This is a genomic window from Chitinimonas lacunae, from assembly GCF_042650885.1.
GTDB classification, from domain to species: Bacteria; Pseudomonadota; Gammaproteobacteria; order Burkholderiales; family Chitinimonadaceae; genus Chitinimonas_A; species Chitinimonas_A lacunae.
This window is the reverse complement of record NZ_JBHSBU010000001.1, coordinates 1,048,838-1,075,124: the sequence shown is the minus strand read 5'-3', so window position 1 is coordinate 1,075,124 and position 26,287 is coordinate 1,048,838. Positions and strand designations below refer to the sequence as shown.

Genomic DNA, 26,287 nt, shown 5'->3' with positions numbered 1-26,287 from the left:
TAGCAGGGTTTTTGGCGTAATATTGTTATTTTTTATAAATGGTGTTGCCATGTCTGGAGAAGATATGGCGTGTTTTGTTTCATAACCAGAATTGCCGGTGACGGTCGTCCGCCGCCGGCGCGGGTTTAGTTAGCGGCGCGGTGGAGTTCGTACAGCAGCTCCAGCGCCGCCCGTGGGGTCAGGCTATCGGGGTCGAGCGCGGCGAGCCGTTCGAGTACGGGATGCGGTTCGGGCTCGGCCACCACCGGCACCGGCTGCGCAAACAGGTCGCCCTGGATCTGGCGGCCCACACTCTGGTTTTCCAGCTCGACCAGATGGCGTTTGGCCTGACGGATGGTGTCGCGCGGCACCCCGGCGAGCTGGGCGACCTGCAAGCCATAGCTCTGGCTGGCCGGGCCTTCTTCGACGCTATGCAGGAACACGATCTTGTCCTTGTGTTCCACCGCGTCCAGATGGACGTTGGCCACCTGGGCATATTCGCTGGCCAGGCGGGTCAGCTCGAAGTAGTGGGTGGCGAACAAGGTATAGCTGCGGTTCTTCTCGATCAGCGCCCGGGCAATGGCCCAGGCCAGCGCGAGGCCGTCGAAGGTCGAGGTGCCCCGGCCGACTTCATCCATCAGCACCAGCGCTTCTTCGCTGGCGTTATTGAGGATATTGGCCGTTTCGGTCATCTCCACCATAAAGGTCGAGCGACCACCGGCCAGATCGTCGCTGGCGCCGATCCGGGTGAAGATGCGGTCGATGCGGCCAAGGCAGGCGCGGCGCGCCGGCACGAAGCTGCCGCAATGGGCCAGCAGCACGATCAGCGCCGCCTGCCGCATATAGGTCGATTTGCCACCCATATTGGGGCCGGTGATCAGCAGCAGCTTGCGTTGCGGTTCGAGCCGCAGATCGTTGGCGATAAAGGCTTCGCTGCCGGCATCGAGCAGTTGCTGCTCCACCACCGGATGGCGGCCGCCTTCGATATCGAGCCGGATCTCGTCGACGAATGCCGGTGCCGTCCAGTCAAGCGCCGCGGCGCGGTCGGCAAAGGCGGTCAGCACATCGAGCGCCGCCACGGCCTGGGCCAGGGCCTGCAAGGCGGGTACTTCGGGTGCCAGCGTGTCGAGAATCGTGTCGTAGAGCGACTTTTCCAACGCCAGCGCCCGCTCCTGGGCCGACAGGGCCTTGTCCTCGAATGCCTTGAGTTCGGGGGTGATATAGCGTTCGGCGTTCTTCAGGGTCTGACGGCGGCGGTAGTCGTCGGGCACCTTGTCGGTCTGGCCATTGGTGACTTCGATATAAAAGCCATGGACCCGGTTGTATTCGACCCGCAGATTGGGAATGCCGGTGCGTGCCCGCTCGCTCGCTTCGAGCGCCAGCAGGAAGTCGCCGCAATTGCTCTGGATCGCCCGCAGCTCATCGAGCGTGGCGTCGTAGCCGTCACGGATCACCCCGCCTTCGCGCACCAGTGCCGCCGGCTCGTCCAGGATGGCCGCTTCGAGCAGGGCAAGCGTCACGGGCGGTGGCACGATGCGCTGGGCAATATCGGCCAGCAGTGCATTGTCGGGCACCCGGGCAGCCAGATCGGGCAGGGCGCGCAGGCTGTCGCGCAGCGCGGCCAGATCGCGCGGCCGGGCCGAGCGCAGTGCCACGCGGGCGGCGATACGTTCGATATCGTGGATCTGCGCCAGGCCATTGCGCAGATCGCCCAGTTGGACCGATTCGACCAGGCTGGCGACTGCATCGCGCCGCCGCATGATCTTGCCGTGTCGGCGCAGCGGATGGTGCAGCCAGTGCCGCAGCAGCCGGCTGCCCATGGCGGTGGCGCAGACGTCGAGCAGCGAGAACAGCGTCGGATGGCTCTCGCCCCGGATGGTCTCGGTCAGCTCCAGATTGCGCCGGGTGGCGCCATCGAGCGTCAGATACAGGCCGGGCGACTCGACCGACAGCGCGGTGACATGGGGAAGGGCGCCACACTGGGTATCGCGCGCATAGTCGATCAACGCGCCGGCACAGCCAACGCCGACCCCGGCGCGTTCGACGCCGAAACCGGCCAGATCCTGGGTCTGGAACTGCCGGGTCAGGCTGCGCTCGGCGCTGTCGATGCTGAATTTCCATGGCGGCAGGCGGCGCACGGCAAAGCCGGCGGTGGTGGGCAGTTCGAGCGCCAGATCGTCAGGCAGCAGCACTTCGGCCGGCCGCAGACGTTCGAGTTCGGACAGCAGGGACTCGGCCTCGGTCTCCATCAGCTTGAATTCGCCCGAACTCAAGGTCAGCCAGGCCAGCCCCAGGCGGCCTTTGATCGCGTTGAGCGCCAGCAGCCGGTTTTCCCGTTTGTCGTCGAGCAGTGCGGCATCGGTCAGCGTGCCCGGCGTCACGACCCGGACCACCTTGCGCTCGACCGGCCCTTTGCTGGTATTGGGGTCGCCGATCTGTTCGCAGATCGCCACCGATTCGCCGAGCTTGACCAGCCGCGCCAGATATTGCTCGACCGCATGAAACGGCACACCGGCCATCTTGATCGGCTCGCCGCCCGATTGGCCACGGGCGGTCAGGGTGATGTCGAGCAGACGCGAAGCCTTGATGGCGTCGTCGTAGAACAGCTCGTAGAAGTCGCCCATGCGGTAGAACACGAGCTTGTCAGGGTGTTCGGCCTTGATGCGCTGATATTGCTGCATCATCGGCGTGGGTTGGCCGGCGCCGGCCGGGGTCTTGGTCTTGCTGGTGCTGACAGCCATGCGTTCCTCGCGGACGGCCCCACGGGCCGTCTTGTTTAGTCGTTGCGGGACGGCGACGCTCGCGCCGACCCGGGCGGGGCGGCATTTTACCGTGTTCGACTGGCGCGGTGCGTCATGGCAAAGCGATGGGCGGCAGACGGTGGAGGTTCGGCTCCCGGGACTGCCGAAGAGCGCGGCGATGCGGGACTGTCCCAGCGCTTCCCATCCATGTCGAGCCTCTCAATAAAAAAGCGCATTTATCCAATTTATGCACAAATGCGCCTATTTATCTTGCAAACATTCTGCGGGAAATTTTCTTTTTACCGAAACCCAGTCAGACCACGAATCCTTCCGGTGCATAGGCTCGGCCGGCTTGCAGATGCTGGCGCAGCTCTTCGAGCGAGGAGGCTCGATTGTCGAGCTTGCGGCACAGCCAGGTCAGCGGGCTGTTGCTTTGGTTGGCGCGCAGCATGGCTTGCGCTGCTTCGTCGTCTTGCTCGATTTCCAGTGCATGGGTCAGCCAGGCCTTGGCCAGTACCGAGCTTTGCGGGCCGCCCTGGCCGTATTCGTACATATTGGCGAGCAGCCGGGCCAGCGTCAGCCGGATTTCCGCCTCATCGACCGCCAGCAGCGACGGCACCAGCTTGTCATGGGCCCAGCTTTCCTGTGACGAGATATTGCTTTTGGCCAGGCGAGATACCAACGCCAGCCGCTGTGCGTCATCGCTGGTCTTGAAGACCGCGAGCAGGCGCTGCTGGGCTTCCTGCATCAGGGCTTCCTGGCCTTTGCCGGGGTTGCCGGTCCACAGAAAATCGAGCGACAGATCGATGGCGCACTCGCTCTCGCCACGATCGGCCCCTTCGCGCAGCCAATGTTGGGCCTGCTGGGGGTTGCGTCGGGCCTTGGGAGTATCGGGGCGCAGCAGATTGCGCTGTATATCGGCCAGGAAGGCCATGGCCTGGGCCGTGCCGCGTTGGGCCAGTTGCAGGGCCAGCCATTCCACGGCCTCGAACTGTTGGCTCTTCCATAGCCAGCACAGGGCGCGATAGATGCCGCGCTCCTCTTTCTCGAACGGGATCAGTGCGGCGGCGCGATCGAGCCAGGCGGCCTGCTGGCCCGGTTGGTGCGGAAAGCCCCATAGGCCGTACTGATAGGCCAGCGCAGCCAGCATCAGATGCCACGGATCTTCCTGCCAGCACAGCGCCTGATTCATCAGGCGCGGCAGCAGCCGTTCCGGGTCGGGCAGGCCCTCGATAATGACCAGATGGGCCAGCCAGCGCATCGATTTCGAGCCGAAGTATTCCTCCACCGCGCCGCTTTGTTCGAGTGCGGCCGCTTCGCCATAGAGCCGGTAAGCCGCCTCCTGGTGGCCGACACTGCAAAGCAGGGTGGCGTAGCGGCCCAGGCAGCGATGGCGCAGCGAGGCTGGCATCGGCCGTTGCAGCAATGCCTGCCACAGATCGAGATGACGGCCGACGGCGTGTTCGTCCTGCAAGTCGGGCGTGAAGCACAGGATGTCCTGCGCCTTGGTCTCCCACAGCACGCCACGCTCGGTCTCGCTCAGGGTGCTGCACAGCGGCCCCTTGATAAACGCCGACATTTGGCTGTGGTCGCCATACCAGCGTGGATAGAGGTAATAGACGGCAATCCGCAGCGCATCGAGATTGCGCGGGTGAAAGTGCATGGCCAGCCCGAACCAGTACAGACGGCCGTTTTCGATTTCATCGGGTGCGCGCGGCGGCAGACAGGCGGGCAGGCTCCGCAGCGGCTCGGGCAGCCCGGCGCCGTAGGGCTGCAGATGGTCCAGACCCGCTTGCCAGATGGCGCGTGCTTCGGGGTCTTGCGGCATCACATAGGGAGAGGCCGGCTCGCCTTGATACAGGTCGAGCAGCCATTCGGGCTCGTCGAGATAGGACGAGACGGTAAACAGTTCATTGCAGGCAAAGGCAGGGCGCGGATGGCATTCGATGGCCCGCAGCAGATGGGTGAAAGCCCGGTCGCAAGCCATCTGCGCGCCGATCCATTGGGTGAGGTCGACTTCATCGGCTGTGCCGGTACCGCGAATCTCGCCGGCGGCCCCGATCCACAGCCGGCCCAGCTGCACCTGGGCATGGTAGGAGTCGGGCCGTGCCGCCGCCCAGCGTTCGAGCTGGGCGCGACGGCTGGCGAAATCAGGGGTCTGCAGAGGATCGAACAGCGTATCCATCGCCCAGCCGTAACGTCCGCGCTGGTTCTCCTCGCCTTGAAGCCATAGCGCTTCTTGTTCATCGAGGTAATGGTCGAGCGCTTGAAAATCCTGCTGGCTGAGCCACAGGCGCCACTGCGCCTGTTGGGCCCGCAGGGCACTGATGCTGGCGTGGTTTGGATGGTCGATCATCGGAAAGTCAGGCGGTATCAAGAAAAATAAGAAGGCAATGAGTCACTTGCCACGGCAATGTTTATGACATTGAAATATTATCTGTCTTTGGGCCGCTCGGCGCTGCGGGTTTTCCCGACGCGAGCGGGCGTGATCCGAGGGCGAATCTCAAGCCCGATCCGGGAGAATCGAGTCCCAATAGACTAAGAAGGCGGAATGTTGGGCGTCTGCACCATCTGGCGTGCCTCGTGCAGATACTGCTCGACCCGGCCGGCAGCCATCAGCCGGGCCAGTCCCCGGTTGAAAGCCGCCTGAAAAGCCTTGCCTTGCGGTACTTCGCGCGACAGCAGCAGATACATCTTGTTGCTATCGAGCGTCTTCGGGTGAGTGGCAAAGCGCAGCAGCACGCCCGGGCCGTAATGCTGGGTCGCCAGGTAATAGGCCACTTCCCGCTCGGTCACGAAGGCATCGATCCGGCCGGCCATCAGCTTGCTCAGATTGACCTCGTCGCTTGGACTGCGCTCGACATTGCGCGGAAAACGCTGCTCGAAGCGGCTGAACAGCGGGCCGTAGGCATAGCCGATGGTGGCGCCGATCAGATAGCGGCCCAGATCGTCGGCCTTCTGCCAGTCGACCGGCTTCTCCTTGCGGTAGGCCAGCACGGCGTTGGACTCGAACAGCGGATCGGACAGCCAGAAATCACGCTCGCGGTCATCGGTGCGGACCCAGGCAAGGGTGCCGTCGATACCGCCGTTGCGAGCCAGCTCCAGCCCACGTTTCCAGGGGTAGAACTCGTAACGGACCTGGATGCCTTCACTGGCAAACGCTTCGCTGACAATGCGCGAGACGGCGCCGTAATGGGGCAGCTTGGCTGACATATAAGGCGGCCATTCACCGTTGGCGAGCCGGATGGTCACGGTGGCGGCCGGCACCTGATGGGCCAGCAGCGCCAGACAGAGCGACAGCAACAAGGTAGGGGGGCGCCACATGGCGGGTCTCCGCAAGCGGGGTCGTCCCAGTATAGGAAGTTGCAGAAACCGTCAGAAAGCCCGGCAGCCGCGCAGAGGTCTCAGGCAGGCTCCGGCGGGTCCGACCCTGCGCTCAGGCGGCCGCATCGAACAATATTGGCTGATTTCAGCTATTTATAAACAAAACCGGATGCTCTGTTAGCAGCCGATTTGCATAAATCATTTATTTTCTAGTGTACCGAGGCTTTGGGTTTGGCTGGGCCGGTGGTTGCCGTCTCCTCATGCGCCACCGGCTCGGCCTGTGGCCGGCCGCTGCGCCAGTCGAGATAGCCGCGCAGGATGCGCTGTTCGACCGGATGGCGGGTATCGAGATGGGTGGGAACGTGGACCACCAGCATCAGTTTGTCCGTCTCCTTGAGCAGCAAGGTGACGGCAGGTTCGGGCACCGGGACCGACAGGGCGTGCTGTTCGATCATCCGTTGCGCGGTGGCACGGATTTCATCGAGCACCGGTGCCGCTTCCGCCCGGGCCAGCCGCAGCAGTTCGTGTTCGGCGGCGCGCCAGTCTTCCGTGGGGCCGATCGGCACATTGAACTGGTGGGTGACGAAGCGGTCGAGAAAGCTCTCGCGCACCACGGCGCTATTGAGCAGCAGGGCATTGGGAATGGTGACGACCCGACCGGTGCGCTGATGGCATTGCGAGTCGTCCTCGACCAGCAGGGTGGAAAACATATTGAGGTCGATCACCGTGCCGCGATGGCCCGCGACTTCGATACGGTCGCCAATATCGTATAGCCGGCCGCCGCTGCGCATCACCGCGCCCGAGAAGCACAGCAGCAGTTCCTTGGTGGCGATCACCATGGCCACGGCAAAGGCAGCCAGCGAGACCAGCAGCGAGTGGAGTTCGGTGGCCCAGATCAGGATCATGCTGATCAGGCCGGCCACCAGCAGGCCGTTGCGCAGCGTCACCGACCAGCGGCGGCGTTGTTCCAGGCTGAAATTGGGATTGTTGGTAATGGCCCGTTGCAGGGCCATCCGCAACAGAAACAGGCCGACCAGCAGGCCCAGCGTAGCGGCTGAATCGATCAGCAGAGAACGGTCGATAGAGGATAGTGGGTTCATCGTCAGGGTCGGGTCTGTTCCCCGGAAAGCGGGGCGGGGCGCCCCGGGGGGATCAGTAGATTCGACGGGTCAAATTGGCTTTGTGCAGGATGGTGCTGGCAAGTTCCTCAATCGATTTATTGGTGGTATTGAGGTGGGGAATGCCCGCATTACGGTAGAGCGCCTCGGCTTCGAGCACCTCGAAGCGGCAGTTGTCGAGCGAGGCATAGCGGCTGTCGGGTTTGCGCTCGGCGCGGATCTGCGCCAGCCGCTCGGGACTGATGGTCAGACCGAACAACTTGTGCTTGAACGGTTGTAGCGGCTTGGGCAGCCCCGGCTGGCCGAAATCTTCGGGCGTCAGCGGGTAGTTGGCGGTCTTGATGCCGTACTGAAGCGCCAGATAGAGACAGGTCGGGGTCTTGCCCGAGCGCGAGACGCCAACCAGCACGATGTCGGCTTCGGCCAGATCGGTCGGCTTGACGCCATCGTCGTGCGCCAGCGAGTAATTGACCGCCTCGATCCGGTGGTTGTACTCGTGAAAGTTCTCGATGCTGTGGCTGCGGCCGACCGTATGGGAGGATTCCTGGCCCAGCTCGTTTTCGAGTGGCGCGATAAAGGCCTCGAAGAAATCGACGATATGCGCCGTGGCATCGATATGGATGATGCGGCGGATCTCTTCCTTGACGATGGTGGAGAACACCAGGGGACGGGTGCCGTCCTGTTCGGCCGTGCGGCGGATGCGTTCGGCCACCAGGGCGGCTTTCTCGGCAGTATCGACAAAGGGCAGGGTGACGCGCTTGAAGTCGATGCCCTCGAACTGGGTGATCAGGCTGTGACCGAGCATCTCGGCGGTGATCCCGGTACGGTCGGAAATAAAGAACACGGTACGGCGAACAGGCATGGCGGGCCTTTCGGAACAGGAAACGGGTCGCGGCATCATGCCATAAAGCCGCTTCATGCTGCGCTGCAAAAGCCGGCGCGAATGTAGTAGTCCATGATTCGACTACATATTTTCCGGGTCCGATCGGGTCTACCGCAAAAACCTTGCCGCCAAGCGCTGACGGGCGGGGGGCGAAAGCGCTAGAATCCAGCCCCATCGACCTATCCGCGACTCCTCCAGCAAGGAATTTAGAAATGGCAGAGAACTACGTCATCTGGTTCGAGCAACTGCGCATGACCGATGTCGAGCGTGTGGGCGGCAAGAACGCCTCGCTCGGCGAAATGATCAGCCAGCTCGCCACTGCCGGCGTGCGTGTCCCCGGCGGTTTCGCCACCACCGCTGCGGCCTACCGCGCCTTCCTCGCTCATGAGGGCCTGGCCGAACGGATCGATGCCGCGCTCAAGACCCTCGATGTTGAAGATGTGACGGCGCTGGCCCGCGTTGGCCGCGATATCCGGCAATGGGTGGTGGATACGCCGCTGCCGCCGCAACTCGAAGCCGAAATCCGCGCCGCCTACCAGAAGATGGTCAGCGACTCGGGCGTCGAAGTCCCGGTGGCGGTCCGCTCCTCGGCGACTGCCGAAGACCTGCCCGACGCCTCGTTTGCCGGCCAACAGGAAACCTTCCTCAATATCGTCGGCGCCGATCATGTGCTGCACGCGGTCAAGGAAGTGTTCGCTTCGCTCTATAACGACCGCGCCATCGCCTATCGGGTCCACAAGGGTTTCGACCACGCTGAAGTCGCCCTGTCGGCCGGTGTGCAACGGATGGTCCGCTCCGACAAGGGCGCGTCCGGCGTGCTGTTCACCATCGACACCGAATCGGGCTTCCAGGACGTGGTGTTCATCACCGCTTCCTACGGTCTGGGCGAGACCGTGGTGCAAGGCGCCGTCAACCCCGACGAGTTCTACGTCTACAAACCCAATCTGCGTGCTGGCCGCCCGGCCATCCTGCGCCGTTCGCGCGGCTCCAAGCTGATCAAGATGGAATTCGGCGACGAGGCCCGCGCCGGCAAGTCGGTGCGCACCGTGCACGTCCCCGATGTCGATCGGATGAAATTCGCCATCGACGACAAGGAAGTCGAAGAGCTGGCCCGCTACGCCCTGATCATCGAGCAGCACTACGGCCGGCCGATGGACGTCGAGTGGGGCCGCGATGGTCTCGACGGCAAGCTGTATATCCTGCAAGCCCGTCCGGAAACCGTGAAATCCCAGGAAGCCCGCGTCGAGACGCTGCGTCGCTACCGGCTGCGCAACCGCTCGGCCATCCTGGCTTCGGGTCGCGCCATTGGCCAGAAGATCGGCCAGGGCACGGTGCGGCTGATCAAGGACGCCTCCGAGATGGAGCGGGTCGCGCCGGGCGATGTGCTGGTCACCGATATGACCGACCCCGATTGGGAACCGGTGATGAAGCGCGCCGCCGCCATCGTCACCAACCGTGGCGGCCGGACCTGCCACGCGGCGATCATCGCGCGCGAGCTGGGCATTCCGGCGGTGGTCGGCTGTGGCGACGCCACCCGTGCGCTCAAGGACGGTGACCAGGTCACCGTGTCGTGCGCCGAAGGCGATACCGGCAATATCTATGAAGGTCTGCTCGATATCGAGATCATCGATCTGGCACTCGACCGGATGCCCAAGAGCCCGGTCAAGCTGATGATGAACGTCGGCAATCCGGAACTGGCCTTCGATTTCTCGCATCTGCCCAATGAAGGCGTCGGCCTGGCCCGGCTGGAATTCATCATCAACCGGATGATCGGCGTTCACCCCAAGGCACTGCTGGCCTATCCGGACCTGCCGTGGGACCTGAAGCAGCAGGTCGAGGAGCGGATCGGCGGCTATCCCGACGCGGTCGAGTTCTATGTCGAGCGATTGGCCGAGGGCATTGCGACCATCGCCGCCGCCTTCCATCCGAAGAAGGTGATCGTGCGGATGTCGGACTTCAAGTCCAACGAGTACTCGAACCTGATCGGCGGCCAGAGCTACGAGCCGCACGAAGAAAACCCGATGATCGGTTTCCGTGGCGCGTCGCGCTATATCGCCGATTCGTTCCGCGATTGCTTCGAACTCGAATGCCGGGCGCTGAAGCGGGTGCGCGATGAGATGGGGCTGACCAATGTCGAAGTGATGATCCCGTTTGTGCGCACGCTTGACGAGGCGCGCAAGGTGGTCGAGCTGCTGGCAGAAAACGGCCTGGAGCGCGGCAAGAACGATCTGCGCCTGATCATGATGTGCGAAATTCCGTCGAACGCCATTCTGGCCGAGCAGTTCCTCGAATACTTCGATGGCTTCTCGATTGGCTCCAACGATATGACCCAGCTGACGCTGGCACTCGATCGCGATTCGGGCGGCCCGATCGCTTCCCTGTTCGATGAGCGCAACGAGGCGGTCAAGGCACTGCTGGCGATGGCGATCAAGGCTTGCCGTGCCCAGGGCAAATATATCGGCATCTGCGGCCAGGGTCCGTCGGATCACCCCGACTTCGCCAAGTGGCTGGTCGAGCAAGGCATCGAAACCGTCTCGCTCAACCCCGACACCGTGGTCGAAACCTGGCTCTACCTGGCGCGCGAACTGGGCTAAGCCAGCCGGCGCTTCAGCAAAACGCCCCGATACCGTTCGGGGCGTTTTTTCTTTATCAAGTCGGATGCTCTGGCGTTCGCAACGGAGAAAACGCATGCAGGACTTTATCGTATCGGGCAAAACCGGCGAGGTTTATGCCGAGGTGGACATCTTCGAGGACGATTCCATGGCGCATTTCTATGGCGGCGAAATCCTCGACTATCGATTTCCGGCCGAGCTGGCAAACCTCGTTGCGGCCTATGACGAGGCAGTCAATACGATGACGCTGGGGACGCTCGATGAACTGGAATCGAAGATTTATGCCTACGATCTGCGCCTCAAGGAAATGGGCTGCAAAATCTTCGACCTTTATATCGAGGATAAGGAGCTGGTGACCTTCTTTACCAAATATCCCAGTGGCGACGGTTTTCTCGATGACTATCCGGGGAAGTGAATTAAAATAATAGGAAAAATATCTGAAATGTGATTTGCGAAATTTAATCATTTCTTAAAAAATAACGCTGGAACTTCAGCGGGGCTGCCCAACTCTTAGCCGGCCTTGCTCCGCGCTGTCGGAGCGCTCTTCGTTCCGGAGTCCAAGTCTTATGCAGCACACGATGTACTACCTGATTTCCCCGCAACCCCATCTGCTGGCAAGGCTCGCCCAGGTAGCCGATTTCGCCTATCTGACCCAGCCCTTGCTATGGTCGGGCGAGGAATACGATCTGGAAAGAAGTGATTTCCGCGCCTGTTTCAACAGCGTCATCAAGGTCCTGTTCCTCGATACGTTGCGGCGCGATTGGTCGGGGCAGCCCGATTACCTGACGCTGTTTTCCGACCTGACGGCCAGCGAAGCGTATTTCGATGCGCATTGGAGCCTGCAACGGCTGTGGCTTGAGGCGACACGCCAAGATGCCCTGACCGAGGCGCGCGCCAGCGGTTCATTGCAGACGCTGCGCAATACCGGCAGTGCCTGGGCTGATGAGGTGTTCGAGCAGGAGCGGGCAAAGCCGGCCTGAGGGGCTTGCCCAAGGTGGGGAGAGCCGTCAAGCACGCTTTTCAAGGCGTCCGCGATGATGCCGAGTCCGAGGCTGATATGGCGGATGCGATTTTTAATAAAAATCGGTCTTTGATCTACTAGGGAGGAAGCCTGTTTACAAGGCTTTTTAAAGGATCATTCCATTTCAGGCTCCAACAGGGCAGCGCGGATAAAGTCAGGTCGGTTCAGCCGTTCCAGCCACCAGCGCAAAGCCGGTCCCTCGTCATGGCTGCGCCAGCCAAGGTGGAAATGTTGTGGCGGCTGGGCTTCGAGCAGGGTTTTGACGATCAGCCGGCCGGCCTGCACATGGGGTTTGGCGATCTGCCAGGGCAGGTGGCCGCAGCCGAGGCCGGCAAGTTGTGCTTCGAGTTGGGCGGTGAGAGTCGCTACCCCGAAGACTTCCTGGCCGCCCGCGCTAGGGATGGCACGCGGCGGCTGGCGATGTGAGGAGTCGCTGAGGCTGACCAGCCGGTGCGGGGCAATCGTCTGCCACGACAGCGGCTCAGCGGCCTGGGCAAGCGGATGATCGGGTGCCACGCAAAATACCACTTCAAGCTGTTCCAATAACTGCGAGGTCAGCCCGCTGCCCGACGGCGGCTCGCCCGACGCACCCACCACCAGATCGGCGCGCTGGCTCAGCAGCGCGTCCCAGCAACCTCCGAGCACTTCATGGCCGATCCTGATCTGGGTGTGGCTGTGCTCGGCATAGAAGCTCTTGACCAGCGGCAGCAGGCGCTCGAATGGCACCACGGTATCGAGCGCGATCCTCAGCTCGCTTTCCCAGCCGGTTTCGATTCGACGGGCACGTGACTCCAGGGTCGCCGCTGCCTGCAATAGGCGTCGGCCTTCTTCGACCAGCAAGGTCCCGGTCGGAGTCAGCCGTGCCCGATGGCCACTGCGGTCGAATACCGTCACCCCGAGTTCACTTTCCAGTTTCTGTACCAGATAGCTCAGCGATGACGGTACCCGATGCAATTCCTCAGCCGCTGCCGCAAAAGTGCCACGCCGGTCGATGGCGTCGAGCACGGTCAACACATCCAGGCTCAATCTCATTGTCGAAAATTTCGAAATAAAAAGGCGACACTGTCCGCTTTCTAGCGCTTGAGGACAGACTTACCGTGCCTCCATATTGCTGAAGTGTGCAGGGAATCTCAGTTACATCAAAATCGAGGCGATTGCGCAAATGTTCGGCAATTTAGAAGTAGGAGCACGTCCAGCAGGATACCACGGCTTCTGTTGAAGCTCGCTGCGATAGAGGAGAGGGCGGTATTTGCTGCGGTAGGGTGGTGTGTTGCGCTGTGGGAATCAGGCGGACGCCGAGTGGATCGACAGTTTCATGTCTGTAAATGATTTAAACCAATTGCTTTTGTTGGTTTGTCTGGATTAATCAGTCTCGATTGGCAGAGCTGGTATTAATTGCTGAGGATGGTCAAGGTGATAACTCAGTTATTGCTTGACTTGTTCCGGTGGTTTTGTTTCATATGTGCCTAGGCCCGTCCAGATCGTCCCGGATGAGCTTTCTGTTATGGCTGAGCATAAAAAACGACCAATCGCTGTCGTGGCTTGTTTCTAATCCCATAAATCAGCATATTTTGAACCGGTCTTCTCGGTTGTGGTATTGCCGGATTTCTGGTGTTTGCCCGAATTCCGAGTTCATGCAAATTTGAATTGGATATGCTATACGCCATTCTATTCTCATAAAAAATAATCCTGATCGGACACCGCTCAGGGGAGGATGAAAGCTTATGACTAATATTCGTACCAAAAGCCCCGAGGATTGGACTCGGATGGGCTTGGTGGGCCGCAGTGAGCCCTTTCTACAGGCGATGGCCGCTATCTCGCGGCTGGCCCGGGTCGATGTGCCGGTGCTGATCTATGGCGAAACAGGCACCGGTAAGGAATTGGCGGCGCGTGCGCTGCACTATCTGGGCAAGCGAGGTGATCGGCCGTTTGTGCCGGTCGATTGCGGGGCGCTGCCCGAAACCCTGTTCGAGGATGAATTGTTCGGCCATGTACGCGGCGCTTTCACCGACGCCCGCAGCAATGCCGCCGGCCTGATCGCCCAGGCTGAAGGCGGTACGCTGTTCTTCGACGAGATCCATGTATTGAGCGCGCGCAGTCAGGCGGCCTTGCTGCGCTTCTTGCAGGACTTCACCTACCGGCCGCTTGGTGCCACCCAGTCCCGCCATGCCGATGTGCGCATACTTGCCGCTACCAACCGCGATCTGTGTCAGGGGGTGGAGCAGGGCTGGTTCCGCGAGGACCTGAGCTACCGGCTCAATGTGGCCAATGTGCGCATGCCCAGCCTGCGCGAGCGCCCTGGCGATATTCCGCAGTTGGTGGCGGCTTGCGTGTCACGCTTCTGTGCCCGTTATGGCAAGTCTGCCTGCCGCTTCGACGAGGCGTCGCTGGCCTGGATTGCCAGCCAGCCGTGGCGCGGCAATGTGCGTGAGCTGGAGAATTTCGTGCAACGTGCGCTGCTGGCTTGCGAGGGCGAACTGATCCAGCTCGAAGACTGCGCCGGCAAGACGGTTGAGACGGCCGCGCTGGCCATGCCGTCGTTCAACCAGGCCCGGGCCCAGGCCATCGTGGCTTTCGAATCGGCCTATCTGCGGGCCGTACTGGCGCAAAGCCAGGGCAATGTCTCGGCAGCGGCCCGGCAAGCCGGTAAGGAGCGCCGGGTATTTGGCCGGCTGCTGAAAAAACACGGCATTGATCGCAGTGAATATCTCTGATACCAGTCTGTCGCCAATTTCTCTCGAAAATAGCCCGGGCGGACAAAGGTAAGGTGCGTCAGCCGTAAAGCGGCTGAACGCACCGATATTTATGATTCCGCTGCGGCTTGATTCCGTGTTCTTCTGTTCGGCCATTAAAAATGCCCGAATAGGGTTCCTCCTTTATCTCTGTTCCAAAGAAGAAGCGGAAGGTTTTGTGATGGGCTGTTTGGAGATAACAAAACCATTCGGGCTGGATGCTGATCGGCTGGATTGGAGCCAGAGAAACAAAAACCAGGAGGCTGGTTTTGTTATGCCTTGAATGATTCAAGGCAACTTATTATGGGCGAGCACGCCAGCGGCGAAATAGGTATGGGTGGCCTCGACCGAGAGATCGTAGACCGTGCCGCGCGGCGGAGCATTGCTGACCGCGGCCAGGGTTTTGCTGGTCAGGCGTGCCGGATCGCTCTGAGCGAACGACCACAGCACATCGCCTGCGCGCAGTTCCGCTGCGGCAAGCCAGCCCTGCGGGCCGGACAGCTTGTGGGCCGGGGTGACGTGCAGGATGGTGCCGTCGCTGAAAGCCAGCGCCAGCATGGTGGCAGGCGGGGCGGCGTGGATGGTTTCGACGCGGCGGGCCTCCAGCCGTTTTTCGCGCTCGTTGTAGCTCAGCAGTTGGTCGCCGACGGCCAGTTCGCTGATGGGACGGCTGCTGCCATCGGCCAGGGTCACGGGTGTGTCGGCCGCGAAGCAGGAGAACAGGATCGAGCTGTAGCCTGACGAGGCGCTCGGTTGCGGCGGGGGCGGCTGGCAGCCGGCTTCGAGGGCATCCCAGTAGTCGCGGCCGCCTGGAACGACGCGGTCGCCCAGGTAATAGACCACCCCGCCGGCCACCAGCCCCACCAGAAAGCCGATGGCCGTGCCGACGCCCGGGGCGATCGAGCCGCCGGCGGCGCCGGCAATGGCCGTGGAGAGCACGACTGCGCCGGCACCGACCTCGGCCCCGATCACGGCGCTTGACCCGCCCAGGACAAAGGCGCGAGTGGTGCGCACGCCCACCTCGGCTCCCGAATGTTCGCGGTCTTCGAGCGCGCCGATGCTGATCAGTTCACCGATGCCCGAACCGACCCCGCCGCCACCGAAGCGGCCAAAGCGCGTCAGCATGGCCGGCGACAGCCGCGAGGCGCCGGTTGCCGCTACATCATTGAGGGCGATACTGGTGCCCCGGCTGATCATTCCCTGTTCGATGCTGCTGCCAAAGAAGTTGCTGACTGCGCCCACGCCGCCGCTGGTAGCAAGCTCGGTGCCCCATTCCGGATGATCCTGTTCGTCCCACAGCATCACCCCGGCGGTGGTGAGGACGGCGATGACGCTGCCGGTCCCGGCACCATGCAGCCCCGCCCCACCCGCTGCCCGCAGCTCGCCCCTCACCCCGCCGCCCAAGCGTTGGCTGCGCATGAATTCGCGCGTTATCGTCGAGCGTATCTGCTGCTCGCTGAGGGCAGAAAAGCTCATGCGGGAGCTGCGCAGGCCGCTGACTTCCGCGCCCAGAATTCCCGCGCCCACCACCCGATTGGCGGCCCGTCGGCCGACTTCGCGCTGGGCCTGCCTATGCTGGTCGGCCGTGATCTGGCCGCTGCTGAGCGCCTGGTCGAGGGCATCGGGCGAGTTGTAGCTCTGACCGTTGATCGACACCGGGTTCTCGCGCATCTCCCCGACAAACACCTGGCGCCAGCCGGCGCGTGGCGGCCCGTTGGGCTGGCGCTGGCCCCGGTCGTCCCAGAGCGCGACGGTGCTTTGGGGGGTCTCGGTCCGGGTCGGATCGGACAGCATCTCGCGAAAGGCAGTGACATCATCGCTATTGATCGCCAGATAAGCGTCGCTCAAGACCTGACTGCGATTGGCTTCGTACTGCGGGCCGCTGGTCGGCTGGCCGCTGAATTGCGGCTGATTGCTGATATAGGTCGGCAGGGTCGAGCGGCGGCTGGTTTCCAGCATTGCCTGCAAGCCTTTGCGGTAATAATCGAAGCGCCCGCCCTGATCGGGCTGGAGGCTGGTCTTCACCGAAATCCGGGCGGTGCCGAGAATGCTGGCGCTGCGGCTGGCGGCGGTCCGCTCGAAATCGAAGATCGGGAAATTCTCCTCGGTCGGCTGATGGGTGACCCCGCGCCGGTCCTGCCAGGTGCGGGCGTTGAGGTCATCCAGGAACAGGCCAAAGCCCTGGCTGGCCCGACTGCTGAACGCCGCCTCACCAAAGCGGCCGCGCCATTTCATGATTTCGCCGCCGGTACTGCCGAGGATGGGGCGCGAATACGGGTCCAGCAGCGCCCGGTCAAGCGGCGTGTTGTAGAGCTGGCTGCCGCTGACCATCGAGGAGGTCGAGCCGGCCAGCCATTGTTCGATCATTCGGCGCCGGTATTCGTCGGCGCGGATGGTTTCGAGCTGTTGCCGATCGACGAAGCCCTGGAACTGGCCTTCGGTCAGCAATGGGGACGCCGACATATCCTCGGGCATGCCAGCCACCGCGCTGCCGGGCAGGCGCAGCACGGGCTGCGTGCCATCGGCCGCCGGCGGCATGACGCGGATCAGGGTGCCCGGGATCGAATTGGGCGAGGTAGCGAGCCAGGCGTGGCCCATCTGCACCCGCCGGTTGATTTCAGCGTTGATGCGACGTTGCAGATTGCGGTAATCGAAAAAACCGGCCTGATCGCGGCCAGCCGAGACGACCGGGTTGGCGTGGTTCAGTTCGGCCAGCAACTGATAGTTGGTCAAGGTGGCGACATTGACCGCGCAGGGGTCGAAATCGCTGCCATGTTCGACCCGGGCCGGCCCTTCGGGTAGCGGAGGTGGGCCGCCTGCATCGGCGGAAGCGCTGCCGGCCGCGGGTTCCGAGCCGCCGTTGCGGCGGATGCCGCCGTGCCCTTGCACCACATGGGCCAGCTCGTGGGCCAGCAGGCGCCGGCCGCTGTCGGTCTGCGGCTGGTATTCGCCGGCGCCGAAAGCGATCCGGTCACCGACGCTGAAGGCGCGGGCATTGAGCTGGGCGGCGCTGCTGGCGGCTTCGGGGCTGTCGTGGATATGCAGATCGGACAGATCGGTCTGAAAGCGCGCTTCGAAGAAGCTGCGGTCCGTCTCGGCGAGCCGGCGCGACGGGCCCAGTGACAGATTATCGACTGCGGCCGGTGACTCTCGGTTACGTGGCTTGCGCCGTATCGTGCCGGCGGCCCTGGCGCGACAGCTCGGACACGGCGGCGAGCCGGCCGAGCAGGTGCAGGGCGCACCACGCAAGGCCGCGTCGGCCATCCGGTCGGCTTCGGCCTCGACCGGGTCGTCTGCCGCGCCCACGCTGAGCTTGGCGCGCAGATTGCCGTTGGCGTACAGCCATTGCACCGTCTGGTTGTCGAGCTGCAAGGCCGGCTGGGCGTCCTTGCCCTGCCGCGCAGCCGCTGTCGCAGGCGTGTCCTGGCTGCGCGGAGTGGAGGCTTCCTTGCGGGCGACGGTCTTGCTCATGGCTGCTCCTTGATCGTTCGCTCGGGCCGGCAGGGAGTGGCGGTCCAGGACCGGTCTGCTGGTGGCTTGCTGCCATCTCTTGTTTTGGTGGTAATTTTCTATTTCAACTAAAAATAACTATATGCCTTGCTGTCGTTTTTCCTGAATTTTTATTTTTGGCTGGGAGTTCCGGTAGTCGCTCTCCGGCGCCGCACCACTCCATCAGGTCTGCCAGCTCTGCCCGCGTTCCAGGTTCTCCTGGTGCTGGCGAAACCGTGCGGCCACGCCCGGGTCGCCGTGTTTGGTCTGGCGGCGGGCGATGGCGCGCATCAGGTGGCTCATGCCGACCCGCTCACCGAGGCCGGCCGCCAGGAAGGCGGCTTCGAGGGCCAGGGTCTGGATATCGCCGCCGCTCAAATCGAACTGTTCGGCCAGAAACCCGTAGTCGATGTCGTCGGCAAGCGGGACGCCGGCGGGGAACATGCCGCGCCACAGTTGTTCGCGCAGGGCGGCGTTGGGGTGGGCGAACTCGACCATGTAGTGCATACGGCGGGAGAAGGCCGGATCGAGGTTTTTCGGCAGATTGCTGGCCAGGATCACCACGCCGTCGTGCTCCTCCATCTTTTGCAGCAGATAGGCGACTTCGAGGTTGGCGTAACGGTCGTGGGCGTCCTTCACTTCGGCCCGTTTGCCGAGCAAGGCATCGGCTTCGTCGAACAGCACCAGTGCATCGGCACTGCGGGCGGCACTGAAGATGCGGTCGAGGTTCTTTTCGGTCTCGCCGATGTATTTGGAGACAACGCCGGCCAGATCGACCCGGAACAGGTCGAGTCCGACATGGTTGGCCAGCACCGAGGCGGTCATGGTCTTGCCGGTGCCGGAGCTGCCGGCGAACAGCAACATCAGCCCGGCGCTGCGGCCGGTGCGGCCCTGCATATTCCAGTGCCGGTAGACCTGATCGCGCGCGGCGATGGCGGCGGCGATCTCGTGCAGCAGTTGCAGCGTGGTGGCCGGCAGAACCAGCTGTTCCCAGCCATGCGGCGTTTCGACCCGCTGCGCCACCTGGGTCAGCGCCTGCGCTGCCTGCTGGCGGGCGCCACGGGACAGGGCGGTGCGCCAGTCCTGGCCCGCCGGGTCGGCCTCGTACAGCAGCTCGGCCGCCCGCACCGCCTGACTCGCGCCTTCGTGACCCAGGGTGAAGCGGCGGGCCAGCGCGTCGGCTTCCTGCTCGATCAGTGCTTCGTCCTCCCACGGCAGGTGGCTGTTGCGCAGCGCCGCGAGCCAGGCGGCGCTACGTTCGCTGGCGCAGGTGGGCGGCAGATCGAGCACGGTCAGCGGCAGATCGGCCCAGGCGGCCGGCGTCTGGGTATGGCGTGGGGTCAGCCAGAGGATGGTGATGCCGAGGCTGACCCAGCCGCGCAGCCGCTCGGCCAGTTGTGCGGCGGTTGCAGGTTCCCGCGTGATGCCGGCCGGGTCGCGCAGCACCAGCGCTGCCTGGGCGAGTCGAGCCAACAGCCCCAGTTCGGGCTGGTGCAGACAGGCCGCAGCGGTCGCCTGCAAGCCATGCAGGCCGCGCCGGCCAAGCCACTGGCGGCACCAGCCGTGTTGGCGCTCCGCTTCGTCGCCGCGACAGATCAATAATTCGCCCCGTGGCGTCAGCGTCGGCACGCCCGTACCCGCTTCAAGCCGGACGGCCGCTTCGCTGGGCAGCGGTGCGATGCCGAGCAGAAACCGTCGTATCGGGCCGCTGGCCACCACCGCCTGACCGAGCGCACTGCGCTGCGGGTCGGCCTCGGGCCGCTCCAGTATGCCGGCGTCCAGCAGCGCCTGAAGACGACCGGCCAGCGCATGGTCGGGGCGTCCGTCGCCCTCGCTCAACAGCCGGCGCACCAGATCGGGTGTAGCGGTTTTGCGCGTCACATCGTTGTTGAGATAGGCGTACAGCGTCTCGTAGCGCAGATCGAGTTCCGGCGCGGCAGCGACGAAGACGAGTGCCAGCGATTCCTGGTCCAGTCCCAAGCGTTCCCCCAGCAGCGCCAGCGGCGAATCGGCCGCGAAATGCTCGCGCCACTGCGTGGCCTGGGCGCTCAGCAGCGCAATCGGGTCGCGGCTGTCCGCCGGGTCGGCTGCCTGGAAGTCGGTATGGCGCCTGACCAGTTCGTCCACTTGGCGATCCGATACATAAAGCCCGCGCAGCTCGTCCAGGGACAAGGCATAGCGGGCACGCAGACGCAGGATTTCGCGCTCGATCAGGCAATCGAGCCATAGGCGCTCGTTGCCGAACGGGTGGGGCGTGGGCCAGGCAGCAGGCAGCAGTGGGTCGTCGCGTTTCATAGCGGCTTATCCGGAACAGCTCAGGGTCAGGGTTGGCGAGGGTTGCCCGGGCCATTGCAGCCGCAGCCGCGTCATGCCGCTCAGACTGAGCAGGACATGGAGCGGCGGTCGGACCAGCCTCAGTCGCCACTGACACGGCGCACAGAGTTCGGCCTGACCGCTGACCCCAAACAGCCGGGCAAACAGATAAGGCAGCGAACTGCGGGCATGGCCCGGGATGCGGTAAGCGGTATGGCGCAGGGCAGCCTGGGCCAGCAGCAGGACCGGTTCATGCCAGCCGGGCGGCAGCGCGGCGAGCGGGCCGGCCTGACTGAGCAGACGCTCATCGCGGCGCGATTGGCGCGTCAACGCCAGCCGGCTTCGCCAGGAAACCGGCTGTTCCGTCGCCACCGCTCCAAGCCAGCCGCCCGTCGCGCTGTCGATCAGTCGGTCGCGGCGTACCCGCTGAAGCGGGTAGCGCAAGCGAACCGCCTCGCCGCGTGCCTGGTGCTGGAGGGCATTGGCAAGTGCCGTCATCAAGGCGGCCGGCTCGGCCTTGGCCAGCCACGCTGCCAGCGCCACCTGATCAAAGCGTGGCGGCAGACGGAAGAACGTGCGCCAGAACGGATCGCGCCAGACGGCATCGGCCTGTGGGCCGGTGGCCACCGCAAGCGTCAGCAGCGCCAGGGCGTCCAGCGATGAACAGCCGGCCGGCGCCGGCAAGCCCGCCAGCAGCGTCGGCGTCAGCAACGATTGGAGCGAGGGCAGCAGCCAGACCAGGCCGCCGAATGGGGCATCCAGCAGGTCGGGAACGGACAGCGTGGCTGCGCTTGCCGCTGCCTCCTGCCGCTCGACCACCGCCAGCGCGGTCGCTGCGAGCCGGGCCGGCAAGGGCGCGCTGGCCAGCAGGCTCAACCAGTCTGGGTCGGCGGGCGGGGCGTGGGCAGCAGGACCGCTGCCGGCAAACAGGCGGCGCAGGTCGTTGGTGCGGACGAGGCGTTCGAGTTCGGCTGGGGAGATGTTGGCTGGCAGCGAGCGCAGTGCTGCTAGCCAACAGGCCGTGGCAAGGTCCGCTGTCGGGGCCTGACGCTGCCAGAGTGCCACGTGGCGCAGGGCGGCCAAGGGGCCGGTGAGGCTGCGTAGTGGATGGCCAGGAGGGTCACTGCGACCCGGAGTGCCGGCCGAAGCCTCTGGTGGCGCAGCGTGCCAGGCCAGCAGGATGCGCAGTGCTTCGCGTGGTGTCAGCAGGGCAGCAAAGGCCGGCCAGACGGCATCATCGAGCAGGGCCAGGGTGGCCAGACCCAGCGCCGTGTCCTCGACCAGCAAAGTCCGGGCAGCCGCCGCAGCGGGCAGGATGCGCAGGCCATCGAAGCGGCGGTAGCGCCAGGAATGCCAGGCGCGGTCTTGCAGCAGATCGCCGAGAAACGCCGCCCGATAGGCGGCTTGCGAGGCATAGTGCACGGCGCCGCTGCCCGGGTCGTAGATCGCCCGGCCAAGGGCCAGGGCAAGTTGATCGGACCAATGGGCCGCCAGGCGCTCGGGTGGCGAGGCGATATCAAGCGTCAGATCGACGGCAATATCGGGTAGCAGCACCACGGCCTCGGCCTCACCGAGCAATTCCCCCAGCCGTTCCGCCAGCAGGGCGGCCACACGCGGTGCCAGCCGGTCGAGATCGGCGCCCAGGGTCGGCGCCGCCGGCTGCTCGCGCGGCATACGGTAGTCGTTGAGCCACTCATGGATATGCAGATCGACGCCACGCATGGCGGGCTCCGGCCTAGTCGGCCAGTTCCTGGGCGGCGAACGGCTCGGCGACCGGGCTGTCGAGCAGTTCCGCCAGCACCTGGGCCGCGCCGTTGATACGCAGCAGTTGCTCACGCAGCGTGGCGGCACGGGCTTCGAGTTCGGCGAGCTGGCGCTGGCCGGCGCTGTACTCGCTCTTGAGCGTGGTCAGCCGGGCGACCAGGACGCTGCGGTCGAGATGGTTGGAAGACTGCATGATGATCTCCTTGACGCCACTGCGGAACCTGGGGCGGAAACTGCTTTCAGCCTGGCTTGGCGGGCGATTCGAGTAATTGTCTGTCTTTATGTATTTACATGTTTTTTCATCAGAAAATATTGCTGAAAAATTGCATGAAAATTTCCTTTTTTGCGGAGACTACGGACGCGGGCCGATCGCGATAAACGTGAACGAGGTGTTCTGTGGCGTGGGGACGCCGCCACCGCCGACATCGCGCGCCGACACCCGGAAGCCCGAGGTCGAAATCGATGAAGTCGAGACCTGGTTGTCCACGCCGCTGGCGTCGTCCGACGTCGAGCTGACCACCACGACCGGCGTGCCGGCGAAGCTGCTGCTGAAGGTGATGTTGTATTGGCCGGTGCTGGTCAGCGATGAGGAAAAGCCACTGCCGCTCTGTAGCGTGCCGTTGGAAGCCACCCGGCCCGCCACCATGGTCAGCGAATTGCCGGCGCCGACGGCGAAATAGTTGCCGCTGCTGCCGAGCCGGATATCGCCGCGTACTTCAAGCGGCGCGACCGGAGAGACGGTGCCGATGCCGACCCGGCCGTCCTGTAGACCGATATAGCAACGTGGCTGGCCGTCGCCCAGAAAGACGAAGCTGTCGTTGCTGTCGCGGTATTGCAGGCCCCAATCCTGGAAGGCGGGCGAGTGGGTCAGGATCATCCGGTCCGGGTTGAGGGTGCCGCTCTCGAACAGATAGATCTCGGGGGCGCTGCCGGCCTTGAAGCCCAGTGAGCCCTGTACGGTCAGCGCGACAAACGGTTGCAGGGTATTGATGCCGACGGTGCCGTTGTTGGCGATCAGCAGATCGCTCTTGGCAGGGTCGGAGCGGGTCAGATTGAGCCCTTCGCCAGCCGGCCCCAGATTGAGCTGGAAGGCCAGCGCCCCCGAGCTGTTCTCAAAGCCGATCAGCCCGTTGTGGGCGGTGGCGGCCTTGAGCGTCAGCGGCTTGTCGAGCACCGTGCTGGTGCTGCCGATGCCGACATAGCCGTCTTCCTGGATCACCATTCCGGCCGTCAGGGTGAAATCGACCGCACAGGGATCGCTGCCCTTGACGCTGGCCGCACCCACCACCAGCCGGGTCGGCCCGGCTGAACCGGCCCGTTTGCCGAGCAATACTTCCAGATCGACCCCGTTGAGCGGGCTGCGGCCATTGCGGCGCAGGGCGCTGACCGTGCCGTCGGCCAGATAGTCGGTGCCTTCGCGGTCGAGCCATTCGGCGCGGGAACCGTAAAAGCGCAGATCGCCACGGGCCCGGGTGTGGCTGTCGAGCCAGATCGGTTCGCGAAAGACCGGGGTGTCCTTATCGTTTTCGCAATAGATCATATCGAGTTCAGTCGGCTGGACCGCCTGACAGATCGCTTCGACACTCTTGCCCGCCTCGCGCGGCAGAAAACGCCGACCGAGCCGCAGCAGACCGCCGCTGCCCGACAGGCTTTCGCCGACCCAGCCGCTATAGCGCCGGAACAGCCGCGACAGCTTGCGCTCGGTGGCACTGAGCGCCATCAGCTTGCCGCCCTGCCAATGCACCAGACCGACCGGCACCAGCCAGAGGCTGAGGTCGTCTGGCCCCGGGAACAACTGGGCCGCCACCGCGCCATCGGGTGCGATCGGCTGGCCCGGCAGGGCGTCGCCCAGCGCTTCGCGGGCGTCGGGGTAGAAGGTCTGGTCGACGTTCACCCCGCTCTGGCGCCGGTCTATGGTCACGCGCTCGCCCACTTCGACCAGAAAGGATTCGCTGACCCGGGCATAGGCGTCGCTCGTGCCGCAGACTTCAAAGCCCTGGCGTACCCCTTGACCGGCCAGCTCGTCGTAACGCAGCCAGACCTTGACCAGTCCGGTCGGCTGGCTGGTGAACAGGCTCGGATCAAGCGGGAAAGCCTGATTGACCACCAGGGTGCGGCCATAGCCGTCACTGGCCACGCCCGGGGTCAGATAGGCTTCGAGATGACCCAGCGGCGAAGTCTGGTAGATCAGATCGATTCCTGCGGCGATGCCCCAGCTATGGCTCGATAGCTGATGGCGTTGCTGCAACTCGCTCAGATAGTCCAGCAAGGCTTGCAGATCGCTGGCGCCCAGATACTGGCCTTCGAAGAATTGCGGCCGTTCGGCGAATACGGTGCTCATCGGCGCTCTCCCGCTTGCGGTTGAGATTAGGGCTTGTTGCCACCCCTGCTGCTGCGTGCTTTGGGCTCGGACTTGCCGCCGGGGGCTTTGGGCTTGTTGCCCGTGTGCTGCGCGAGGCTGGCGATCTGGCGGTCCTGCGCTTCGAGCCGGCCGCGCAAGGCGGCGATTTCGCTCTTGAGCAGATCGAGTTCTGCCGCGGCAGGCTTGGCGGTGTCCTCTCGGCCGCGAACCAGGTCCGTGACATTGCCAAGGCCCCCGCCCAGCAGACCCCCGATCATCGGCCCCAGCATCTCGCTGACCAGCGGCCGCAGGAACTGGTCGGCCAACAGCAGCTGCGGCAGATTGCCCATCTCGGCCGCCGACAGGCGCGCACTGCCGGTCGTGGCGCTCTCTGGCGCCAGCAGACTCTCAAACAGCGTGCGGAACGGCAGCGCCTTGCTGCCCCGGCGCAGCGCCTTGCTCGACAGCTCGCTGATGCCATGGAGCCGCCGCAGATTGGGCAGGCTCGGGTTGAGCCGCTGGTCGGCCCGGCTGTAGGGCTTCTCGTCCGGCAACTCGGCGGTGGCGAGCTTGGGCTTGATCACGCTGTCGCCGATGCCGCCGACCGGTGGTGAGCTGATGTCGGGGTTGGTGGCGGGGCCGTCGTGATTGTGGTCGGGCAGGTGATCGACCGTGCCGGGATTGCGGGTGAAGGCGCCGAAGTCACCGCAGCACAGGAGTTCCATCAATTGGCGCAGCCAGTTGCCGAACGGCAGGATCGACAACCAGTACTCGATGGCCGGGAAGGTAGTGGTGAATTTGCGGTGGATGGTCCAGTTGCATACCTCGATCACCCGGCAGGGATTATTGCGAACGCGCACGACCGCAAGCGGCACGCCCGTCTGCTCGGCCGGACCGGGGCAGGGTGGCAATAGCGCCGAGCAGAGGCATTCCATCAAGGCATTGAGCCAGACCACGGTCAGGGTGGTGATGCCGTTGACGATGCCGGCGACGTCGTTGTCGTCGGGGTCGGTCGGAAACACCACCTGTTGCAACTGACCCTGCAAGGAACAGTGATAAGCCCCATGGCTATCGAAATAGCGCTGTAGGCCCGCCCGGAACTGACGACCCCAGTGGCTCCACTGTGCCGGCTGCTGCATCACCGCCTGGCTGCTGAAACTGCCGGGCATCTTCGGCATCTGCTTGATCAGCAGATCGGTACAGCACAGAAAACGCTGGTAGAGCGGTGACTCGGGCGCGGCGGCGTCGAGGTTGAACAGCCGCTTGATCAGGTCCGACTGGTCCACCGGTTTGCGGTAGACCTCAAAGGCAAAGCCTTCGCATACCACGGTCGGTTCGCACTGTACCGGCGCACTGCGTGGCCGGGTGGAAGATGAGGTCTTGCCATGACAGCCGCAACTGCCGCCGCAACCGCACGAGCCGGCCGTGCTGCCGGCACCGCAGCCGCAACTGCGGCTGCCTGAGGCTTCGCTCGGACGCAGGGGCTTGACGCCGCGTGACGGCGATTCGGCATAGCGGATGGCCAATATCCATTCTTCCTCCTCGGCATTGCACGGGTGATGGCCATTGCCGGGCTGGCACGGCTGGGTGTGGCGCTCGGCATCGCGGCAGCGGCGGATCAGCTCGCATATATCGACCGTGACGGGTTCGCAGACCACGATATCCTCGCCACAAGGGCCAAGGGCATAGCCGCAGCCGACTGCCACCCCGTTGCCGCAGGGGTTGCAGGTGGCTTCGAGCCCGTTGACCACGCCCCAGCCGTGTAACTGGCGGTTATGCAGCCGGTGTTTGGCGCGGATATAGGCATCGAGCCGGTTGAGATCGTCGGCGCTGAGAATCTGGCCGGCGAAGAAGCGGGGTCGGCACAGGCATTCGAGCATGCCGCAGCCGCCGCAGCGGACCGTTTCGGGTGGGCAGGCGCTGGGGCTTGCCCCCTGGCGTCCGCGGTAGAGATCGTTGACGCTGTTCAT

At 64.0% G+C, this 26,287-nt stretch carries 17 protein-coding genes; 5 read left to right on the top strand and 12 right to left on the bottom strand.

Going from position 1 to position 26,287, the window contains the following annotated elements:
• Nucleotides 1-125: 125 nt before the first annotated feature.
• From mutS to ppsR, 5 genes are all read right to left on the bottom strand, one after another.
• Complete coding sequence (mutS, locus tag ACFOW7_RS04700; RefSeq protein WP_378161573.1) at nt 126-2,720, bottom strand: DNA mismatch repair protein MutS; 2,595 nt, start codon at nt 2,718-2,720, stop codon at nt 126-128.
• A gap of 313 nt (nt 2,721-3,033) precedes the next feature.
• The gene (locus tag ACFOW7_RS04695) at nt 3,034-5,076 is read right to left on the bottom strand and encodes a DUF4034 domain-containing protein (RefSeq protein WP_378161571.1); all 2,043 of its coding nucleotides are present in this window, start codon (nt 5,074-5,076) and stop codon (nt 3,034-3,036) included.
• A gap of 182 nt (nt 5,077-5,258) precedes the next feature.
• Complete coding sequence (locus ACFOW7_RS04690; protein WP_378161569.1) at nt 5,259-6,044, bottom strand: substrate-binding periplasmic protein; 786 nt, start codon at nt 6,042-6,044, stop codon at nt 5,259-5,261.
• Nucleotides 6,045-6,253: 209 nt separating this feature from the next.
• Nucleotides 6,254-7,144: a mechanosensitive ion channel family protein gene (locus ACFOW7_RS04685; RefSeq protein WP_378161567.1), complete on the bottom strand. Its 891-nt coding sequence runs from the start codon at nt 7,142-7,144 to the stop codon at nt 6,254-6,256.
• Nucleotides 7,145-7,196: 52 nt separating this feature from the next.
• On the bottom strand, nt 7,197-8,024 hold the full coding sequence (gene ppsR / locus ACFOW7_RS04680; RefSeq protein ID WP_378161565.1) for a posphoenolpyruvate synthetase regulatory kinase/phosphorylase PpsR: 828 nt from the start codon (nt 8,022-8,024) through the stop codon (nt 7,197-7,199).
• Nucleotides 8,025-8,257: 233 nt separating this feature from the next.
• Between ppsR and ppsA the strand changes: the two genes are divergently transcribed.
• The 3 genes from ppsA (at nt 8,258) to ACFOW7_RS04665 (ending at nt 11,637) form a co-directional block, all read left to right on the top strand.
• Nucleotides 8,258-10,639 (top strand): phosphoenolpyruvate synthase, encoded by a 2,382-nt coding sequence (gene ppsA, locus ACFOW7_RS04675; protein ID WP_378161563.1) that lies wholly within the window; start codon nt 8,258-8,260, stop codon nt 10,637-10,639.
• 94 nt (nt 10,640-10,733) lie between these two features.
• Nucleotides 10,734-11,072 (top strand): hypothetical protein, encoded by a 339-nt coding sequence (locus ACFOW7_RS04670; RefSeq protein WP_378161561.1) that lies wholly within the window; start codon nt 10,734-10,736, stop codon nt 11,070-11,072.
• Between the two features lie 151 nt (nt 11,073-11,223).
• Complete coding sequence (locus ACFOW7_RS04665; RefSeq protein ID WP_378161559.1) at nt 11,224-11,637, top strand: hypothetical protein; 414 nt, start codon at nt 11,224-11,226, stop codon at nt 11,635-11,637.
• 155 nt (nt 11,638-11,792) lie between these two features.
• On the opposite strand, the gene ACFOW7_RS04660 is transcribed toward ACFOW7_RS04665, so the two are convergent.
• On the bottom strand, nt 11,793-12,710 hold the full coding sequence (locus ACFOW7_RS04660; protein ID WP_378161557.1) for a LysR family transcriptional regulator: 918 nt from the start codon (nt 12,708-12,710) through the stop codon (nt 11,793-11,795).
• A 692-nt stretch (nt 12,711-13,402) separates the two neighbouring features.
• Here ACFOW7_RS04660 and ACFOW7_RS04655 point away from each other — a divergent pair.
• Nucleotides 13,403-14,392 carry a sigma-54 interaction domain-containing protein gene (locus tag ACFOW7_RS04655; RefSeq protein ID WP_378161555.1) on the top strand — a complete coding sequence of 330 codons (990 nt, stop codon included), beginning with the start codon at nt 13,403-13,405 and terminating at the stop codon, nt 14,390-14,392.
• Nucleotides 14,393-14,483: 91 nt separating this feature from the next.
• On the top strand, nt 14,484-14,693 hold the full coding sequence (locus ACFOW7_RS04650) for a hypothetical protein (protein ID WP_378161553.1): 210 nt from the start codon (nt 14,484-14,486) through the stop codon (nt 14,691-14,693).
• A 5-nt stretch (nt 14,694-14,698) separates the two neighbouring features.
• Here ACFOW7_RS04650 and ACFOW7_RS04645 read toward each other — a convergent pair whose 3' ends face one another.
• The 6 genes from ACFOW7_RS04645 to ACFOW7_RS04620 form a co-directional block, all read right to left on the bottom strand.
• Nucleotides 14,699-17,881, bottom strand: a complete 3,183-nt coding sequence (locus ACFOW7_RS04645; protein WP_378161551.1) for an eCIS core domain-containing protein — start codon at nt 17,879-17,881, stop codon at nt 14,699-14,701.
• 201 nt (nt 17,882-18,082) lie between these two features.
• Nucleotides 18,083-20,194, bottom strand: a complete 2,112-nt coding sequence (locus tag ACFOW7_RS04640; protein WP_378161549.1) for an ATP-binding protein — start codon at nt 20,192-20,194, stop codon at nt 18,083-18,085.
• Between the two features lie 6 nt (nt 20,195-20,200).
• Entirely contained in the window at nt 20,201-21,934 is a 1,734-nt protein-coding gene (locus ACFOW7_RS04635; protein ID WP_378161546.1) for a hypothetical protein, read from the bottom strand.
• Between the two features lie 13 nt (nt 21,935-21,947).
• Nucleotides 21,948-22,169, bottom strand: a complete 222-nt coding sequence (locus tag ACFOW7_RS04630; RefSeq protein ID WP_378161544.1) for a hypothetical protein — start codon at nt 22,167-22,169, stop codon at nt 21,948-21,950.
• Between the two features lie 159 nt (nt 22,170-22,328).
• Nucleotides 22,329-24,317 (bottom strand): H-type lectin domain-containing protein, encoded by a 1,989-nt coding sequence (locus tag ACFOW7_RS04625; RefSeq protein ID WP_378161542.1) that lies wholly within the window; start codon nt 24,315-24,317, stop codon nt 22,329-22,331.
• A 26-nt stretch (nt 24,318-24,343) separates the two neighbouring features.
• Nucleotides 24,344-26,287 (bottom strand): hypothetical protein, encoded by a 1,944-nt coding sequence (locus tag ACFOW7_RS04620; protein ID WP_378161540.1) that lies wholly within the window; start codon nt 26,285-26,287, stop codon nt 24,344-24,346.

Coding starts and splice junctions, on each gene's coding strand:
- ACFOW7_RS04655 (WP_378161555.1), top strand. CDS start 13,403: ATGACTAATATTCGTACCAAAAGCCCCGAGGATTGGACTCGGATGGGC.
- ACFOW7_RS04635 (WP_378161546.1), bottom strand. CDS start 21,934: ATGCGTGGCGTCGATCTGCATATCCATGAGTGGCTCAACGACTACCGT.
- ACFOW7_RS04690 (WP_378161569.1), bottom strand. CDS start 6,044: ATGTGGCGCCCCCCTACCTTGTTGCTGTCGCTCTGTCTGGCGCTGCTG.
- ppsR (WP_378161565.1), bottom strand. CDS start 8,024: ATGCCTGTTCGCCGTACCGTGTTCTTTATTTCCGACCGTACCGGGATC.
- ACFOW7_RS04620 (WP_378161540.1), bottom strand. CDS start 26,287: ATGAACAGCGTCAACGATCTCTACCGCGGACGCCAGGGGGCAAGCCCC.
- ACFOW7_RS04630 (WP_378161544.1), bottom strand. CDS start 22,169: ATGCAGTCTTCCAACCATCTCGACCGCAGCGTCCTGGTCGCCCGGCTG.
- ppsA (WP_378161563.1), top strand. CDS start 8,258: ATGGCAGAGAACTACGTCATCTGGTTCGAGCAACTGCGCATGACCGAT.
- ACFOW7_RS04670 (WP_378161561.1), top strand. CDS start 10,734: ATGCAGGACTTTATCGTATCGGGCAAAACCGGCGAGGTTTATGCCGAG.
- ACFOW7_RS04660 (WP_378161557.1), bottom strand. CDS start 12,710: ATGAGATTGAGCCTGGATGTGTTGACCGTGCTCGACGCCATCGACCGG.
- ACFOW7_RS04640 (WP_378161549.1), bottom strand. CDS start 20,194: ATGAAACGCGACGACCCACTGCTGCCTGCTGCCTGGCCCACGCCCCAC.
- ACFOW7_RS04625 (WP_378161542.1), bottom strand. CDS start 24,317: ATGAGCACCGTATTCGCCGAACGGCCGCAATTCTTCGAAGGCCAGTAT.
- ACFOW7_RS04665 (WP_378161559.1), top strand. CDS start 11,224: ATGCAGCACACGATGTACTACCTGATTTCCCCGCAACCCCATCTGCTG.
- ACFOW7_RS04645 (WP_378161551.1), bottom strand. CDS start 17,881: ATGAGCAAGACCGTCGCCCGCAAGGAAGCCTCCACTCCGCGCAGCCAG.
- mutS (WP_378161573.1), bottom strand. CDS start 2,720: ATGGCTGTCAGCACCAGCAAGACCAAGACCCCGGCCGGCGCCGGCCAA.
- ACFOW7_RS04695 (WP_378161571.1), bottom strand. CDS start 5,076: ATGATCGACCATCCAAACCACGCCAGCATCAGTGCCCTGCGGGCCCAA.
- ACFOW7_RS04650 (WP_378161553.1), top strand. CDS start 14,484: ATGATTCCGCTGCGGCTTGATTCCGTGTTCTTCTGTTCGGCCATTAAA.
- ACFOW7_RS04685 (WP_378161567.1), bottom strand. CDS start 7,144: ATGAACCCACTATCCTCTATCGACCGTTCTCTGCTGATCGATTCAGCC.